Origin of the sequence: Acidovorax sp. JHL-9, assembly GCF_000426205.1 — a bacterium.
GTDB classification, from domain to species: domain Bacteria; phylum Pseudomonadota; class Gammaproteobacteria; order Burkholderiales; family Burkholderiaceae_C; genus Acidovorax; species Acidovorax soli.
On record NZ_AUEX01000044.1, the window covers coordinates 1 to 16926 of the forward strand.

Here is a 16926-nt window from a genome sequence, read left to right on the forward strand (position 1 = left end):
AAATACTGTTCAGATACGAAGCACCGGCACTGGCTGATGCCGCAAATGGAGCGCTGCGCCGCGATGCCGAACATTGAAGTTGCTCATCTTGCGCTTGACGCCGCGCGGGTTCAGGCGCCCACGACTGCTCACGCAGCGCCCGCGCGCGATCTCGGCCAGCAGGGCCTCGCGCCAGGCAGGCAAACGCTCAGGGGGAAACGGCCGCAGCTTGCGGCATCTTGCGCTTGATCACGCGCACGGCGTGCATGAAGCTCAGGCGATCCGGATCGAGTTCGCGCGCCCAGGCCGCCTGCGCCATCAACTGGCGAATCGCAAAGTGCGCCAGCAGCAGCCCCCACAGCTCCTGCTGCACCAGCTCGGGCGTCTTGCTGCGCAGCACCGTGCTGTTGGCGCGCAAATGCGTCTTGAACTCATCGAACACCCCCTCGATCTCCCAGCGCTCGTGGTACAGCGCGGCCAGCTCCAGGGCCGGCGCCGCATCGGGGTCCAGGAGGTTGGTCAGCAGCCGGTAGCTGCCCTGCGCCGGCGTGGCCGAGCCCTCGAGCGCGTAGTCGATCACACGCACCGTTTGCCCTGCGCGCCGCGCGCGGTCGTCGCTGTCGAACACGCGGCTCAGGTACGAGCCATCGGGCAACATCTGCTCTACCGGCAGCTTGAGGTTGGATTTGACCCGCCAGGCCAGCTTGGCGCCCGTAGCGCAGGCGGTCTGCCAGAGCTTGAAGCCGTAGAAGTTGCGGTCGGCCAGCACCAGCATCTCGGGCGTGAGCTTGGCGGGCAGCAACTGGGCGGCCATGACCTGCTCGCTGTGGCCGTAGGGTGCGATGCCGGCTGCCACCACCGCGTGCGTGCCGCATTCCACCAGGCCCAGAACGCGCGCCTGCGGGAAGGCGCTTTGGCCGCGCGAGGCGCCCGGGTAGCCGAAGAACTTGGCGTTGGCCGCCTCGTCGGCCACGTCCATGCAGCTGCCGTCCAGGGCCATCACGCGCAATCCCCGGTACCACGCCCCTGGCGCCCCCGGCGCGGCCAGCGGGCGCAGCACCCGATCGGCCAATTGGCGCATGACCTCGGGGCCCAGCCGGCTGCGCGCCTGCGAGATCGCGGACTTGCTGGCCTGCACCGCCTCAGTGTGGCCGCCGCCGAGCCATTGCAGGCCTTCGCACACCACGCGCAGCACTTCCTCCAGCGGCGCTTCGCGCCACAGCGCCAGCGCCATCACGTAATACACCACTGCCGGCGCGGGCAGCAGCCGCTCCCGCTGGCTGGCCTTGCCGGTCTCGGCCAACACTTCTTCGATCAACGTCCGTGGACACACGCTGGCCAGCACCCCGGCGCTGATCAAATGCGCAACGTCAACTCTCGACGGCAGCGTCTTGCGTGTTCTGGCCATCACCCTCATCCATTGAAGCTTCGATGGATGAGGATTATGGCTTTAAAAATACTATCTGAACAGTATTGTGGCTAGCGCAGAATTTCGAGAACCTCAAGCCCGAAAAGGCCATTTGGGAGAAGTACGCCCAACTCTTCACCAACGTTGACAGTGAGCAGGCGCGGTTTCTGGAGTTCGAACGATGGTGGAACGGTTTTTATTTCCTGAGCCGAGAAGAGATCCTCGCGATCGTTGAGAATTTGTTCATCGGCAACCAGCTTGAGCAGGGTGTTTTCCAGATTTGCCAGGGTTGCACTGCTGACCTGAGGCGAATTAAGAATCCAATCGTCATCTTTGCATCTTACGGCGACAACATCACGCCACCGCACCAGGCGCTTGGATGGATCCCCGCTGTCTATAGCGACACCGATGATCTCAAGCGGGCAGGGCAGCGAATCGTCTACCTCACCAACCCGCATGTCGGCCATCTCGGCATTTTTGTCTCCGCAGGAGTGGCTCGTCTGGAGCATCGAGCCATCCTGGAGAGCCTGGCTGACATTGAAGCGCTGGCCCCGGGTCTTTATGAAATGAAGATCGACAACCCGTCAGGTGACCCGGACTGCCATAAGCCCTCCTTCAGCATCCGCTACGAACCCCGTGAGGTGGAAGACCTGAAAGCAGATTACCCGGAAGAAGCTTTTGAGCGGGTGAAACAGGTCTCGACATTCAACGAGGCGCTTTACCGGGCATTCGTCAGCCCCTGGGCGCAAGCGCTGTCCACGCCCTGGACAGCCGAAGTGCTCAAGTGGCTCCATCCAATGCGCAGCAGCAGGTATTTGTTTTCAGAAGCATTTAGTCCGTGGATGAAAGGGGTCAGTGTGTTGGCCGAACCCCTCGCCAGGACCCGACAACCGCTTGCGCCGCATCACCCGTTGATCGAGCGTGAGCGTGAAGCTGCAGGACAAGTTACTCATGCGCTGGGACGACTTCGCGAAGGCCGCGACGCTGCGATCGAGCAAGCGTTTCGTTTGATGTTTCAACGTCCTGGCTAGTTTTTATGCGTCCTGGACATGATGGACAAAAACGGTGACGGTAATACAGGACCCACAAAGTGGACATAGCCCTGATCTAAGGGCCGTTTCTCAACAAGGATTGATCATGATGAGAAGAAAAATCAACTGGCTTTTGACAGCGGTCCAGATCGGCCTGCTGACTTGGTCCGGAACCACTTTGGCCGCCGATCAAGTGTATGTGGCCAATGAAGGCGCTGACACGGTCAGCGTCCTCGATGCGGCATCGTTGAAAACGCTGACGAACGTGCACGTCGGCAAGATGCCCCACAACGTGCAAGTGTCGCCCGACGGCAAGCTCGTATGGGTGACCAACAACGGCGAGCCTGACCATGCAGCCGACGTTTCTGCGCACAAGGGCATGGCCCAAGGCGACCACGATGCGATGGGAAAACCGGGCGCGATCTGGGCCATCGACACCGTGACCAACACGGTCGTCGCCAAGGTGCCGGTGGGTTTGCACCCGGCCCATGTGGTGGTTTCACCAGACGGTCGCCTGGCCTATGTCACCAATGGGGGTGACAACACGGTCACAGTGATCGACACAGCAGCGCGGAGCCACGTGGCGACGATTACGGTTGGTCAGTTTCCCCATGGTCTTCGGTTCAGCCCGGATGGCAAGGAGGTCTACGTCGCCAATCTCAAGGGTGGCACGGTATCGGTCATCGACACCGCCAGCCAGAAGGAGGTTGCGCAGGTGCCGACCGGCAAAGGTCCGGCCCAGACTGGCTTCACGCCGGACGGCCGCTTGGCCTTTGCCTCGTTGTCCGGCGAAAACGCCATTGCCGTGATCGACCCAGCAACGCGCAAGGTGATTCGCAAGGTTGCGGTAGGAACGGTGCCGATCCAGTTGTACGCCACACCTGACTCGCGCACGCTCCTGGTGGCCAACCAGGGTACGCGCAAGATGCCGGGCAAGACCGTCAGCATGATTGACCTGGAGACTTTCAAGGTCGTCAAGACAGTCGTAACTGGCGCTGGTGCTCATGGAGTGGTTGTTGATCGTGACGGGCGGTACGCCTATGTGACGAACATTTACGCCAATTCGGTTTCCGTGCTTGACGTGAAAGATCGCAAGGTAACGAAGACCGTTCCTGTCGGTAAGGCACCCAACGGCATCAGCGTAACGCCTTGAGTGGGGCCCGTCGCCTACACCGGTACGTACGGTACACAAAAAAGTAGAACCAGCCAGCGTCAACCCTGGCGTATGTCCAAATGACGGTCATCGATATTCGAATTCAACGAATCACGCAGCTTTACGATTCTCTGGACCCTTCACCGCTCCATGAGAAAACACTGAGCCATGCTGTTGAAACCTATATCGTTGACTGTGCTGGTGAAGATGGTCGAGAAGAACCGCTTCGGCTTATGGTGCACGTCCCGACTCCGATCAGAGAGTACGAAGTCGAAATCACACGAGCGATTCACGCGCACTTTCAGGCGCAGCATGCACAGTGCAGGCGCCGATATCGCCGAAGGATGCGACAGGGCATGCGCTTTCTGTTCATAGGACTCGCCGTTCTGACGACGACACTGCTTGCACGAGCCTTATTGGTTGATCCGGGCAACAGCAAAGTGCATGTTGGGATTAGCGAAGGCTTGTTGATTATTGGCTGGGTGGCAATGTGGCGCCCGATAGAGGTCCTCTTATTCGAGCGTGCAGAGAACCACCAAAACATGGCGCTTCTTGAGCGTCTTTCCCAAATCGACGTGGAGTTCGCCCTTGAAGAGACTGCGGTGGACCCAGGGGAGAAAAGTGGTGAGACAAACGACCTGCGGGCACCGGCTTTGTTGCCTTGACGGCGAGAATACTTGGAGAACCCAACAAAAGGTGGCGTTGTTAGACAAGCCAGCACCGTAAGTCCTCTTTTCCATTGAGAGTTTCGACTCTAGGCGGCCGGAGCCGCGGAAATTCGGATCCTCTGTTTGTCTCTTGACCGTGCGAGGTCCGAGGTCTGCTGTTTTCGCGAGTTTGAGGGCAGACGGTTGCGTTTTTCATCTGGATTAGCGGAGACGACCGAGAACGGAGAGCTCCGGGAACGTCAAGTATCCGTCGCAGGTTGCAGGGCGATCACCGACATGCCGGCCAGCGCGATGGCCGCTCCCACGAAGTCCCAACGGGTCAAGGCAACACCGTCGACGACGTGCAACCAGACCAGCGCCACGGCGATGTACATCCCGCCGTAAGCCGCATAGGTTCGCCCGGCAGCTGTCGGGTGCAAGGTCAGCAGCCAAGCGAACAACGACAAGGAAACGGCAGCCGGCAAGAGCAGCCATGCCGACTTGCCCTGCTTTACGACCAGCCAGGGCAAGTAGCAGCCAACGATTTCAGCTACTGCCGTCACCGCAAACAGAATGGCAACTTTCAAGAGTTCCATCGTCACGCTTCCTGCAGCGCCTGGATCATCGGGCAACGCACCTGTCCCCTTGCGGCGCAGCAGCGCTGCACCAGTGCTTCCAGGACTGCCTCAATGCGGTGGAGATCGGCGAGCTTGGCGCGCACATCCCTGAGCTTGCGTTCGGCTTGTTCGCGGGCCTCGGGGCAATGCGACCCGTCCTCGAGCTTCAGCAAGTCCCCGACTTCGTCAAGGCTGAAACCCAGCCGTTGCGCCGATTTAATAAAGCGTACCCGGGCCAGATTTGCCTCGCCGTAGCGGCGGATGCCGCCCAGGGGGCGGTCGGGCTCTTGCACTAAGCCCTTGCGCTGGTAGAAGCGGATCGTCTCAACATTGACCCCAGCGGCCTCGGCTAAGCCACCGATGGTCAGGGTTTCGGTTGGTTCATTCATGGCACTTGACTCCGTACTTAACTACGGAAGTAAGCTTAAACGATGAAACCCGATTCCCCAACTGAAACTCGAAGCGGCGGCGGGCGTGGTGCGCTGTTAACCGGCGGTCTGGCGGCCATCCTCGCCTCCACTTGCTGCCTCGGGCCTTTGGTGTTGATTACGCTTGGCGTCTCCGGGGCATGGATTAGCAATTTGACCCTGCTCGAACCCTATCGGCCCATGTTCATCGGTGCCGCGCTTGTGGCACTGTTTTTTGCGTACAGGCGGATATGGCGAGCGCCAGCAGCCTGTGAGGCCGGGCAGGCTTGCGCGCTACCGCAAGTCAACCGAAGCCACAAGTCGTTGTTCTGGACCGTGGTGGCGCTAGTCATCGTCGCGCTCGGATTCCCGCTGATCGCTCCCTGGTTTTACTGAATGGAGATTGCTATGAAAAAACTCGTTGCTCTGGCCATGCTGGCCGCTTCTGCTTCGCCCCTCTGGGCTACCACGCAGAGTGTCACGCTGTCCGTGCCCGACATGAACTGCGCCACCTGCCCGATCACAGTCAAGAAGGCGCTTACCAAGGTATCCGGCGTCAGCAAGATCGACGTGAATCTGGATCGGCGCGAGGCCAAGGTGACGTTCGACGATACGAAGGCGAATGTCGAGGTCCTCACACGCGCCACCAGGAACGCAGGGTATCCCGCGACCGTGTTGGGAGACGCCAAGTGACTGCGGTGATACTGGAATCGACGCTGACCTGCCCCGAGTGCGGCCACGCCAAGACAGAGACGATGCCCACGGACGCCTGCCAGTGGTTCTACGAGTGCGAGCAATGTCACACCGTGCTAAAGCCCAAGTCGGGTGACTGCTGTGTGTACTGTTCTTACGGCTCAGTGCCTTGTCCTCCAATCCAGGAACGGGGGCACGCAGCCAATCTTGGGTTCGCGCCGGCCGGATCGCCCGATCGGAAATGAGTCAAGCGTCACGAGATCAATTCGGGCGCCAGGGACGCCATCACCACATCCGAGTTGAACTTCCGCAACACCGTTGTGCGGGCCCATGTGGCCATCAAACGCGCCAACGTTCATCGGTGGCTGATATGCCAAGCCCCAAGAAGCACATGACAAAGATGTAATCTTTGAAACATATTCCGGTCAGCCTTGGTCTCGCAAAATGCATAACGTGCATTCACACAAGGTAGGTGGATACCAATGCGAAGTTCAACAACCTGAAAATCAGTGACCGAGGGTGCGATGCTGCGTGAGGAACTTATGCTGAGCCTGGATTGGACCGAAGAGGTGGTGCTGTTCAATGGCGACTCGCGTTATATCGGTAGTGCGGTCCTGGTGCCTGGCATGCGCAAGATCGTGCATGCGGCTACGCAGGCCATCAACGTAGAGAACCGATGAACAGCTACGAACTCCCCCCGGGTGCCGCGGGCTTGGTTGCCGCGCTTGCTGTCGGTCTGGTGATTGGCCTGGAGCGCGGCTGGCACGATCGCGAATTGCCGGAGGGTGGACGTGTTGCAGGCCTGCGCACCTTTGCGCTGACCGGACTGCTCGGTGGCGTGCTTGGGCATCTGCAGCCAGATTTCGGCGCTTGGCCTTTGCTGGGTGCGCTGCTCGGACTCGCCCTGCTGCTGACGGTGTCCTACGCCCGTAACGCCAAACTGTCGGGTAACCTGAGTGCCACTACCCCGGTGGCGATGCTTCTCACTCTGGTCCTGGGTGCCTTTGCGGCACACGGCAACATCACCTTGGCGTTGTCGGCAGCAGTGGTTGGCGCTGTGTTGCTGGATCTCAAGCCGACCTTGCACGGTTGGTTGCGTTTGATCGATCACCGCGAATTGACTGCATCGCTGCAACTGCTGGTGTTGTCCATGGTCATCCTGCCTTACCTGCCCAATACGGGCCTCGGGCCCTATGCCGCGCTCAATCCGTACCAGCTGTGGTGGGCAGTCATCCTGATTGCGGGCCTGTCGCTGACGGGTCACTTTGCCATGCGGATCACCGGCGCGCAAAGGGGTGTGCTGTGGACCGGGATCCTGGGAGGACTGGCATCTTCCACCGCAACCACGTTGGCTTTGGCTCGCTACGCACGCGAGCAGCCTTCGCTGACAGGCGCGGCGGTAGCCGGCACGTTGGCATCCTGTGGCGTCATGTTTTTTCGCATGGTCGTTCTGCTGGGTGTCATCCAGCCGGCGCTGCTGTCCACCTTCGGCAGCGCCCTGGTGGTCACTGGCGTGGCACTGCTGTGTATTGCGCTATGGGGGTGGCGCAAGTTGGACCGCACTGTAGTGGGGGAGGGCGCTGTCGGCGCGATGGCGCCATTCGACCTTGGCACCGCGCTCGGTTTTGGTGTGCTGCTCGCTGTCATGAGCGTCCTGGTGCCCGCGGCAAAGCAGTGGCTGGACACCAGCGGCCTCTATGTGCTGTCGGCGGTTTCAGGCCTTGCCGACGTGGATGCGATCTTGATCTCGGTCGCTCGGCTGCATGGTGCCGGTGGATTGTCCACGGGCGCCACCGTCACGGCGCTCGGTCTCGCGACATTGGCAAACATGGTGGCAAAGGTCGGCATCGCCTGGACGACAGGCGGCGCGCAGGTCGGTAAATCGGTTGTTTTCGGCTACCTGGGTGCGATGGCGTCCGGAGCTGCGGTATTGGCGCTGAGCGTGACGTTTTCGTGAGCGTCCACTGGCCACGTCTTCAGAATTTTTGTGTTTGAACAATAGGGATCACCGCTATGGAAAAGTCATTTCATCGCTTCTCTGAACTGTTTGCCCAGCTCGGCCTGCGCATGGATGCAGCAGGCATTGGGGAGTTCTTGGAGGCCCACTCTCCACTGCCGGCCGATGTGCTGCTGGCCGATGCCCCATTCTGGACGCCAGCTCAGGCGACTCTGTTGCGCGAAGAGCTTCTGGAAGATGCGGACTGGGCCGAAGTAATTGACCGGTTGAATGCCGCCTTGCGTGCACCCAAGGGGCGGTCATGATGCCTATGAGGAATCGTCTGTCGTTGGGGGTAGTCGTGGTGTCTCTGGCGCTGAGCTCGATGGTTCACGCGCAGGAGGCCAAGCTGGGATCGAGTGTCGAAGGGTTGCTGCAAGCGGCCAGGGATAGAAACCCAGAAATCGCCAGCATGCGTTTTGATGCGGATGCGGCAGCAGAGCGCGTCGCGCCTGCGGGCGCCTTGCCGGATCCTAAATTCCGAACCGAATTGCGTGACATCACGCGCATGGGAGAACAAAACCCCACGCTATTGCCAGGGCGCGTCGGAAGCACCCGCTACGTGCTGATGCAGGATTTTCCCTGGATGGGCAAACGCGGTCTGAAGCGTGAGGTGGCTGAGTCACAAGCACAAGCTGCGAGAAGCCGTGCAGCAGGCGCCTGGGTTGAACTGGCTGCCAAGATCAAGACGACTTATGCCGAGCTCTATTACCTGGACCAGAACGATCGCTTGTCGCGGGAAATTCTCGACCTGATGGCGCGATTGGAAAAAGTCGCGCAGGTCCGCTATGCGGGCGGGCTTGCTGCGCAACAGGATGTGATCCGTGCGCAGGTGGAGCAGTCCACCATGCGCAACGAACTGATTGCACTGGACGCTGAGCGTCGCCAACTCCAGTCCAAGTTGAATGCGCTCGTTGGGCGTCCGACCTCGGAGATTTTGGCTGCACCCGAGCAGATCCGCGCCTTGCCGTCGCCGGAGCAAGTCAGCTTCGCAGCGCTGGAAGGGCGCGCCCGGATGAACAATCCGCTGCTGCGCACGGAAGAGTCCCAGATCAGGGCGGCCGAGAAGAACCGCGAGCTGACCTACAAGAACCGCTATCCCGACTTCAACGTCGGTATCTCTCCGATTCAGTACCGAGGCTCGATCAAAGAGTGGGAGCTGATGGTCGAGTTGAATATTCCCCTGCAGCAAGATTCGCGGCGCGCCCAGGAGCGGGAGTCCGAGGCCATGTTGGCCGCTGCACGCTCACGCCAGGAAGTCGTCACGAATCAAGTCCTGGCAGACCTTTACGCCAACGTGGCAGGTTTTGAGTCCGCCCGGCGCTCTCTGGCGTTAACGACCGAAAGTCTCTTGCCGCAGTCGGAGTTGACCTTCCGCTCTGCGCTGGCTGGGTACCAGACGGGCAAGGTGGATTTTGCGACCTTGCTGGACGCGCAGCGCCAGATTCGTCAGTCCAAACTGAATCAGATCAAAGCCGGCGTGGAAGCGCAGAAGCGGCTTACCGAAATTGAACGCATCGTGGGAGAAGAACAATGACAACAGGTTTCAAGGCCGGCGTATTCCTGGCTATCGTCGCCGCAGGGTTGGCGGCGGGTGGTGGCTATTGGATGGGACAGCGCCAATCAGAAGCCCGCAGTGGTGACCAGACTGCGTCGCAGGGCGCCTCTGCCGGTCCTACCAAGAAGGAGCGCAAGGTACTTTTTTACCGTAACCCGATGGGGCTGCCCGACACATCTCCCACACCGAAAAAAGATCCAATGGGGATGGACTACATCGCGGTCTACGAGGGCGAGCAGGAAGAAGCAGAAACCAACTCCAATCAAATTCGCATCAGCACCGAAAAGATTCAGAAACTCGGCGTTCGCACCGAGGCGGTGAGTCTGCGCTCTCTGGACAAGGTGGTGCGTGCCGCCGGACGCATCGAACCAGACGAGCGCCAGACCTTCACCATCGCTGCCAAATTCGAGGGCTATGTTGAGCGTCTGCATGCCAACGTCACCGGACAGGCGGTGAGCAAGGGGCAGCCTCTCTTCGAGGTCTATAGCCCCGAACTGGTGTCTGCCCAGCGCGAGTACGCCATCGCGGCACAGGGTGTCGATGCGTTGAAGGATGCCTCTGGTGAGACACAGCGTGGCATGCGTGAGCTGGCCGACTCCAGCCTGGCGCGGCTTCGCAATTGGGATATCTCGGACGAGCAGGTCAAGACCTTGGCCAAATCCGGCGACGCACGCCGCACGCTGACATTTCGCTCACCAGTGGCAGGGATCATCACCGACAAGAAGGCCATCCAAGGTATGCGATTCATGCCGGGCGAAATGCTCTACCAAGTCGCCAACCTGTCCTCGGTCTGGGTCATCGCGGATGTCTTCGAGCAAGACATCGGCTTGGTCCAATCGGGGGGCAAGGCCAAGGTGCAAATCAATGCCTACCCAGACAAGGTGTTCCAGGGGACAGTCAGCTATGTGTATCCCACCCTGAAGCCTGAAACCCGAACGGTGCAGGTGCGCGTGGACTTGTCAAACACGGGTGGCTTGCTCAAGCCTGGCATGTTTGCCCAGGTGGAACTTCCGACCGCCAGCAAGGGGGCGGTTTTGACGGTGCCGACTTCGGCCGTGATTGACAGCGGCACGCGCCAGATCGTCCTGGTGCAGCTCAAGGAGGGACGATTCGAACCCCGCGATGTCAAAGTGGGCGCACGCAGCGACGACCGCATTGAAGTCACCGAGGGCGTTCGCGAGGGTGAGCAGGTGGTCATCGCTGCCAATTTCCTGATCGATGCAGAAGCCAACCTCAAGGCGGCCGTGGGCGGCTTTGGGCACTCCTCACATGGAGCTAAGTCGGAAGCACAAGGCACCCCTGATGCGAGCAAGCCCGCTGCCTCCGTCGGGCACCAAGGTGAGGGCAGGGTGGAGGAGTCTGATGCGAAGGCCGGCACGGTGACAATTGCCCATGGTCCCATACCCTCCCTCAAATGGCCCGCAATGTCCATGGAGTTCAAGGTCTCCAACAACGGGCTGATGACGGGCTTGCAACCTGGCGCAGCGGTGGTCTTCGAGTTCGTTGAGCGTGGACAGGGTGAATGGGTGGTCACCTCCGTGAAACCCGTGGGCAAAGCGGCGGCCACTCCGCACGCCGGCCATAACTGATCTTCAGGGAACAACATGCTCGCGAAGATCATTGACTGGTCAGGAAGAAACAGTTTCCTGGTGCTCCTGGCCACGCTGTTTGTCATTGTCGCAGGGGTGTTCGCGGTGTTGCGAACGCCTTTGGACGCCCTGCCGGACTTGTCCGACGTGCAGGTCATCGTCTACACCGAATACCCTGGACAAGCGCCCCAGGTGGTTGAGGATCAGGTCACCTATCCCTTGACCACCGCCATGCTGTCGGTACCCAAGTCCAAGGTGGTGCGCGGCTTTTCGTTCTTTGGAGCGTCCTTCGTCTACATCATCTTTGAGGATGACACAGACATCTATTGGGCGCGTTCGCGCGTGCTGGAATACCTCAATTTCGCATCCAGTCGAATGCCCAAGGGGGTCACGCCGCAAATTGGCCCTGATGCCACCGGTGTGGGTTGGGTCTACCAGTACGCTTTGATCGCCAAGGACCGGACGCTGGCCGAGTTGAGAACTTTGCAGGATTGGTACCTGCGCTACCAGCTGACCAAGGCGCATGGCGTCGCTGAGGTGGCATCCGTCGGTGGCTTTGTCCAGACCTACCAGATTACCGTCGACCCGGTGAAGCTGCGGGCCTACGGCATTCCTTTGGCCAAGGTGTCACAGGTCGTGCGCGACTCCAATCGTGACGTCGGCGGCCGTGTGGTGGAGATGGCCGAGACAGAGTACATGGTGCGCGGAAAGGGCTATCTGCGCGGCGCGGCGGACATTGAGAACCTGGTCGTCAAGGCCGAAAAAGGCACACCAGTATTGATTCGAGACATCGCTCGCGTTGAACTCGCTCCCGATGAACGGCGCGGCCTGACCGAACTCAACGGGGAGGGGGAGGTGGTCTCGGGCATCGCCATGGCCCGCTATGGCCAAAACGCCCTGGAAGTCATCCATAACCTGAAGGAGAAAATTACCGAAGTTTCGGCAGGGCTGCCGCAAGGCGTCAGCATCCAGGCTGTTTACGACCGCTCTGACCTGATTCATCGGGCCATCGATACGCTCAAGCGAACGCTGATTGAGGAGAGCCTGATCGTTGCCTTGGTCTGCATGGTTTTTCTCATGCACATCCGTTCAGCCCTCGTGGCTATCTTGATGTTGCCCGTAGGGGTGCTGATCTCATTCATCGCGATGCGCTTGCTGGGCATGAATTCCAACCTGATGAGTCTGGGTGGTATCGCCATTGCGATCGGTGCCATGGTGGATGCGGCCATCGTCATGATCGAGAACGCTCATAAACACCTGGAGCGGCTCCCACCCGAGCACAACAGCAAGCAGCGGGTCGAGGCCATGATCGCCGCGTGCAAGGAGGTTGGCCCGGCACTGTTCTTCTCGCTGCTGATCATCACCGTGTCGTTTCTGCCCGTGTTCACGCTCGAATCACAGGAGGGGCGCATGTTCTCACCGCTGGCGTTCACCAAGACGTTTTCTATGGCAGGAGCGGCGCTGCTGTCGGTGACGCTGGTGCCGGTGCTCATGATGATTTTCATTCGCGGACGCATCATGCCGGAGTCCCGTAACCCGGTGAACCGGTTCCTGATCTGGGTCTACCGACCCATCATCGCTGGCGTGATGCGCTGGAAGAGGGTGACCATTGCTATTGCCCTGGTCGTGCTTGGGGTGTCGCTCTATCCGGCCAGCAAGCTGGGGTCCGAATTCATGCCGACACTCAATGAAGGCACTTTGCTCTACATGCCTGCTTCGCTGCCGGGCATGTCGATCACCAAGGCCGCCGAGTTGCTTCAGACGCAAAACAAGATCATCAAGAGTTTTCCTGAGGTTGAATCGGTCTACGGTAAGGCAGGACGGGCCAACACGGCCACCGACCCGGCACCGACCGAGATGTTCGAGACGGTCATCAACCTCAAGCCGGAGTCAGCGTGGCGATCTGGCATGACCACCGACAAATTGATCGCCGAGATGGACAAGGCACTGCAATTTCCTGGCGTCTCCAATGCCTGGACCATGCCCATCAAGGCGCGCATCGACATGCTGTCCACCGGTATCCGCACACCCATTGGTATCAAGGTCTTCGGCAAGGACTTGAACGAAATGGAACGCCTGGCGCGGGAGATCGAGACCGTAGTGAAATCTGTGCCCGGCACCACCTCGGCATTCGCGGAGCGGATCACAGGCGGCTTCTACCTGAACATCGAGCCCGACCGCGCCCAACTGGCACGCTACGGTCTGGCGGTGGGTGATCTGCAAGAGGTCATTGGTACGGCGCTCGGCGGGGACATGGTGACCACCACGGTGGAAGGGCGAGAGCGTTTTGGCGTTACGGTTCGCTACCCACGCGAATTGCGGTCTGACCCGCAGCAGATCGCCCGCGAAGTGCTGGTGCCGACCATGGATGGAGCCATGATTCCGCTGGGCCAGGTTGCCCGCGTGGAGGTGGCCAAGGGCGCTCCTGGCATCCGCACCGAAAATGCGTTGCTATCTGCCTACATCTTTGTGGACATCCGTGAGCGTGACATCGGTGGCTACGTCGCCGAGGCGCGCAAAGCAGTGAACGACCAGGTCAAGTTCCCGCCCGGCTACTACGCCACATGGAGCGGTCAGTTTGAGTCCATGGAGCGTGCCATCGAGAAAATGAAACTCGTTGTGCCAGTAACGCTGTTGCTCATTTTCCTGCTGCTGTACCTGAACTTCAGGCGACTGACGGAGACTTTGATCGTCATGCTGTCGGTGCCGTTCGCGTTGGTTGGCGGCGTCTGGCTGATGTGGTGGCTTGGCTACAACCTCTCTGTCGCAGTTGCTGTGGGCTTCATTGCCCTGGCTGGTGTGGCCGCTGAAACCGGGGTCGTCATGCTGATCTACCTGGACCACGCCTGGAAAGAGATCAAGGAAAAACGCCGCTCTGAAGGGAAAGAGCCAGGAGTTGGTGACCTTTACGAGGCAGTCATGGAGGGCGCTGTCGAACGGGTTCGTCCTAAGATGATGACGGTCGTTGCCATCATGGCGGGCCTGCTGCCCATCATGTGGGGGACCGGCACCGGCTCGGAAGTGATGAGTCGCATTGCCGCACCGATGGTCGGTGGCATGATTTCTTCGACCGTGCTCACGCTGGCTGTGATTCCGGCGCTCTACGCGCTGGTCAAACAGTTTGAACTTCGAAGGCAGCGTGCTTCGGGAACGGATTCGCATCCATCCGACCCAGTCTGGAGCCGTGAAGTTTGAGCCATGGACGCTGGCCCTTGGCGTCGACGCGGAGCGTGGGACAGGGTCTAAAAGGAGGCGCTTTACTTGTTTCACCAACTGCTCTGACCCCTCTCTCAATGCACAACACATCAAACTGCGAGTTGACCTCCTTTGAGCGGCTCAACCGCGACTGCTTCTGTCTGAGCCTGGATCCTGCGGCGCTGGCGGCTGCGCTCGATGCCGAGTTGGGCTCTCCGAGCTTGTCGCAGCTAGTGCGCGACCGATGCCCCTACCTGTTTGCTGCGCAGCCGGTCTTCGTGGCGCGGCCTCCTCTCGAACGAATGGCCCGCGTCGTGCAAGCCATCGAGGCAGTGGTGGCACTCCCGGCCTACCGGGAGCAGGTCTTGGCGGATGCCCCCGCCATTGCGCGGGACGGCACCGGTGGCTCCCAGGGCGTGTTCTTCGGCTATGACTTCCATCTGGACCAAGACCGTCTCGGTTTGATCGAAATCAACACGAACGCTGGTGGTGCGATGCTGAATGCGGTGCTGGCCCGTGCTCAGCGCAGCTGCTGTCAGGCTGTGCATGCAATGGTGCCCGGCCGAGCAGGCGTCACAACGTTCGAGCAGCGGCTGGTGGACATGTTCCGCCGTGAGTGGCGGCTGGCCGGTCACTCACGGCCGTTGGTCTCGATCGCTATCGTGGACGAAGCGCCGCAGCAGCAATACCTGTATCCAGAGTTCCTGCTGTTCCGGCAGCTGTTTGAGCGCCATGGACTGCAGGCCATCATTGTCGATCCCTCCGAGCTGGCGTGCCGTCACGGCAGGCTCTGGCACGGCGAACTCGCCATCGACGTGGTTTACAACCGTGTCACAGATTTTTATCTGGATCTGCCTGCCAACGCCGTGCTGCGACAGGCTTGGCTGGAACAGGCAGCGGTTCTCACGCCCCATCCGACGGCGCACGCGCTATACGCCGACAAGCGGCGACTGGCCTTGTTCAGTGACGATGGTGCGCTGCGGGAGCTGGGCGTTGCTGACGACGACAGGAAGGTGCTGCTGGCGAACGTGCCGCGCACCGAAGTGGTCGATGAGGCACATGGTGACCGGCTGTGGGCGGCTCGTCGTAGCCTGTTCTTCAAACCCGCGGCGGGCTTCGGTAGCCGCGCCGCGTACCGAGGTGACAAACTCACGCGCCGGGTCTGGCAGGAGATCATGACGGGAGCCTATGTAGCACAGGCCCTCGTGCCTCCGGGCGAACGCGTCATTGCGAATACGGAGGGACTGCAGTCCATGAAATTCGATTTGCGCGCCTACGCCTATGCCGGCGACGTTCAGTGGGTTGCTGCACGCGTGTATCAGGGACAAACCACGAACTTCCGCCAGCCGGGCAGTGGCTTTGCCCCCGTCTACACCACCGTGGATGGCTCCGGCCGCGGAATGTGCGACTCGGATGGTGAACACGCGTCCTATGTGTTCCTGCTCGACGAGGCGGGCGAGGTGCACGCGTTGCCGCATGTGCTGTATGTGGCGCTTGCCAGGGGCCAGGCCTTGGCACCGATATTTGCGGACCAAACTCTGCGCCTAGCGGACTGGTATGTACGGCTTCGGGCCGATGGGGTGCCGGGTGCTGTGGTCAACGAGACCTATGGGTTTGTTCGCTTCGACCGAGAGGGGCGGTTCAAATTGGAGGCTGCGCCAGGAGATGCAGCATGGCCTACTCCTGAGGAGCGCCGACGGATGCAGGAGCTGCTATTCTCCATAGACTTGGAGCCCAACGGCGCCTGATCATAGGAGCCGGTAGGAGGGTGGGCCGCCCAACGAAGTGAATCATTTGGGTTGCTGCAAGAATGGTCAGACGATGATGCGTGGCTTCTGGCCTGGCAAAATGCAGATGGTCACGTCGCATGGGCGAGGACCAACTCCCACCAGATGCACGCAGCGACCAATCCCATCTCAAAAGTTACGGGGCACAGGTTTCTTTGGCGGCTTTTGCGCCATCTTTGCAGGCCTTGACTTCGGCCTCATAACGCGCCTTGCGCAATTGGTTCAGGTATGGCGTCGTCTGTGCGCGCGGGCCATGGTCGAGCTGCAATACGAGTTTCTTGGGAGGGCAGACCTTTTCTTGGTCTGGAGCGGCACTGGCCGAGAGACTGAAGCCAAGGGTCGTGGCGCCAACGAGAGCGATGAGCAAGTATTTCATGATGAACTCCTTGGATAGGAAAACCGAACGTATGAATCAGCGAGGCACAGGGCTGCCGGCTGACTGCGCCAACAGCGGTACGCGAAGCGCAAGGGCACGCTTTTTTCTGTTTTTGACAGATCCCGGGGTTTCTGTGCCAACGTCGAAGGTTTTTTCCGCAGTTGCCACGCCGCCTGTTTAGATTCCTCGGCCTCCCCGGAAACCCGCTGCAACCCCAACTGGCAATCAACCCCGGTAGTAGAGACGCAGACGCGCGTCGCGTTCGGCAGGTGACTCGTTCCGCAACTCGTTGACTACTTGCTCACGCGTCTTGCCTGGACCTGCCGCATCAGGTGTGCGGATAGGGTAGTTGCTTTCGCCGTAAGAAAGGAGGCCTTGCCGCATGGCAGCCTCGGCTGTTGATTTCCATGCAACCGTAACCCACCATTTCCATCTCGATCTGACCCACCCTGGTTCGTGAACTTGATATTCACGTTGTGGATAAGTTCTT

The 16926-nt window shown here is 60.2% G+C and carries 16 protein-coding genes and 2 pseudogenes; 13 read left to right on the forward strand and 5 right to left on the reverse strand.

What is annotated here, in order from left to right; translation table 11 throughout:
* Window positions 1-187: 187 nt before the first annotated feature.
* Window positions 188-1396, reverse strand: a complete 1209-nt coding sequence (locus K225_RS0118555) for an IS4-like element ISBvi1 family transposase (RefSeq protein ID WP_011517431.1) — start codon at window positions 1394-1396, stop codon at window positions 188-190.
* 59 nt (window positions 1397-1455) lie between these two features.
* On the opposite strand from K225_RS0118555, the pseudogene K225_RS21240 reads away from it, so the two are divergent.
* The 3 genes and pseudogenes from K225_RS21240 to K225_RS22320 all read left to right on the forward strand — a co-directional run.
* Window positions 1456-2498, forward strand: a pseudogene (locus K225_RS21240) (DUF3141 domain-containing protein); the annotation flags it as partial.
* Between the two features lie 26 nt (window positions 2499-2524).
* Window positions 2525-3571 (forward strand): cytochrome D1 domain-containing protein, encoded by a 1047-nt coding sequence (locus tag K225_RS0118565; RefSeq protein WP_026437754.1) that lies wholly within the window; start codon window positions 2525-2527, stop codon window positions 3569-3571.
* An 80-nt stretch (window positions 3572-3651) separates the two neighbouring features.
* Window positions 3652-4236, forward strand: a complete 585-nt coding sequence (locus tag K225_RS22320; RefSeq protein ID WP_011804765.1) for a hypothetical protein — start codon at window positions 3652-3654, stop codon at window positions 4234-4236.
* Window positions 4237-4478: 242 nt separating this feature from the next.
* On the opposite strand, the gene K225_RS0118575 is transcribed toward K225_RS22320, so the two are convergent.
* Together K225_RS0118575 and merR are read right to left on the reverse strand one after the other, a co-directional pair.
* Window positions 4479-4814 carry a YnfA family protein gene (locus K225_RS0118575; protein WP_005795281.1) on the reverse strand — a complete coding sequence of 112 codons (336 nt, stop codon included), beginning with the start codon at window positions 4812-4814 and terminating at the stop codon, window positions 4479-4481.
* Between the two features lie 2 nt (window positions 4815-4816).
* Window positions 4817-5224: an Hg(II)-responsive transcriptional regulator gene (gene merR / locus K225_RS0118580; protein ID WP_005795284.1), complete on the reverse strand. Its 408-nt coding sequence runs from the start codon at window positions 5222-5224 to the stop codon at window positions 4817-4819.
* 42 nt (window positions 5225-5266) lie between these two features.
* Here merR and merT point away from each other — a divergent pair, with 42 nt between their 5' ends.
* The 10 genes from merT to K225_RS0118630 all read left to right on the forward strand — a co-directional run bounded on the left by merT (window position 5267) and on the right by K225_RS0118630 (window position 16021).
* Entirely contained in the window at window positions 5267-5638 is a 372-nt protein-coding gene (merT, locus tag K225_RS0118585) for a mercuric ion transporter MerT (protein WP_011804766.1), read from the forward strand.
* A 12-nt stretch (window positions 5639-5650) separates the two neighbouring features.
* On the forward strand, window positions 5651-5935 hold the full coding sequence (gene merP, locus K225_RS0118590; RefSeq protein ID WP_005795286.1) for a mercury resistance system periplasmic binding protein MerP: 285 nt from the start codon (window positions 5651-5653) through the stop codon (window positions 5933-5935).
* Window positions 5932-6180, forward strand: a complete 249-nt coding sequence (locus tag K225_RS22660) for a GDCCVxC domain-containing (seleno)protein (RefSeq protein ID WP_005795288.1) — start codon at window positions 5932-5934, stop codon at window positions 6178-6180. Before merP ends, K225_RS22660 begins: the two co-directional genes overlap by 4 nt.
* 297 nt (window positions 6181-6477) lie before the next feature.
* Entirely contained in the window at window positions 6478-6615 is a 138-nt protein-coding gene (locus K225_RS22325; RefSeq protein ID WP_162143898.1) for a hypothetical protein, read from the forward strand.
* Window positions 6612-7892 (forward strand): DUF4010 domain-containing protein, encoded by a 1281-nt coding sequence (locus K225_RS0118605; protein WP_005795291.1) that lies wholly within the window; start codon window positions 6612-6614, stop codon window positions 7890-7892. Before K225_RS22325 ends, K225_RS0118605 begins: the two co-directional genes overlap by 4 nt.
* Before the next feature lie 56 nt (window positions 7893-7948).
* Window positions 7949-8197: a DUF2789 domain-containing protein gene (locus K225_RS0118610; RefSeq protein ID WP_011804768.1), complete on the forward strand. Its 249-nt coding sequence runs from the start codon at window positions 7949-7951 to the stop codon at window positions 8195-8197.
* The gene (locus K225_RS0118615) at window positions 8194-9468 is read left to right on the forward strand and encodes a TolC family protein (protein ID WP_026437755.1); all 1275 of its coding nucleotides are present in this window, start codon (window positions 8194-8196) and stop codon (window positions 9466-9468) included. Before K225_RS0118610 ends, K225_RS0118615 begins: the two co-directional genes overlap by 4 nt.
* Window positions 9465-11078: an efflux RND transporter periplasmic adaptor subunit gene (locus tag K225_RS0118620; protein WP_026437756.1), complete on the forward strand. Its 1614-nt coding sequence runs from the start codon at window positions 9465-9467 to the stop codon at window positions 11076-11078. Before K225_RS0118615 ends, K225_RS0118620 begins: the two co-directional genes overlap by 4 nt.
* Before the next feature lie 15 nt (window positions 11079-11093).
* Complete coding sequence (locus K225_RS0118625) at window positions 11094-14273, forward strand: efflux RND transporter permease subunit (RefSeq protein WP_026437757.1); 3180 nt, start codon at window positions 11094-11096, stop codon at window positions 14271-14273.
* Between the two features lie 98 nt (window positions 14274-14371).
* On the forward strand, window positions 14372-16021 hold the full coding sequence (locus K225_RS0118630) for a hypothetical protein (RefSeq protein WP_005795302.1): 1650 nt from the start codon (window positions 14372-14374) through the stop codon (window positions 16019-16021).
* Window positions 16022-16196: 175 nt separating this feature from the next.
* Here the strand turns inward: K225_RS0118630 and K225_RS0118635 are convergent, their stop codons facing one another.
* Both K225_RS0118635 and K225_RS22665 read right to left on the reverse strand, forming a co-directional pair.
* Window positions 16197-16436 (reverse strand): hypothetical protein, encoded by a 240-nt coding sequence (locus tag K225_RS0118635; RefSeq protein ID WP_005795304.1) that lies wholly within the window; start codon window positions 16434-16436, stop codon window positions 16197-16199.
* Between the two features lie 225 nt (window positions 16437-16661).
* Window positions 16662-16926, reverse strand: a pseudogene (locus tag K225_RS22665) (hypothetical protein); the annotation flags it as partial.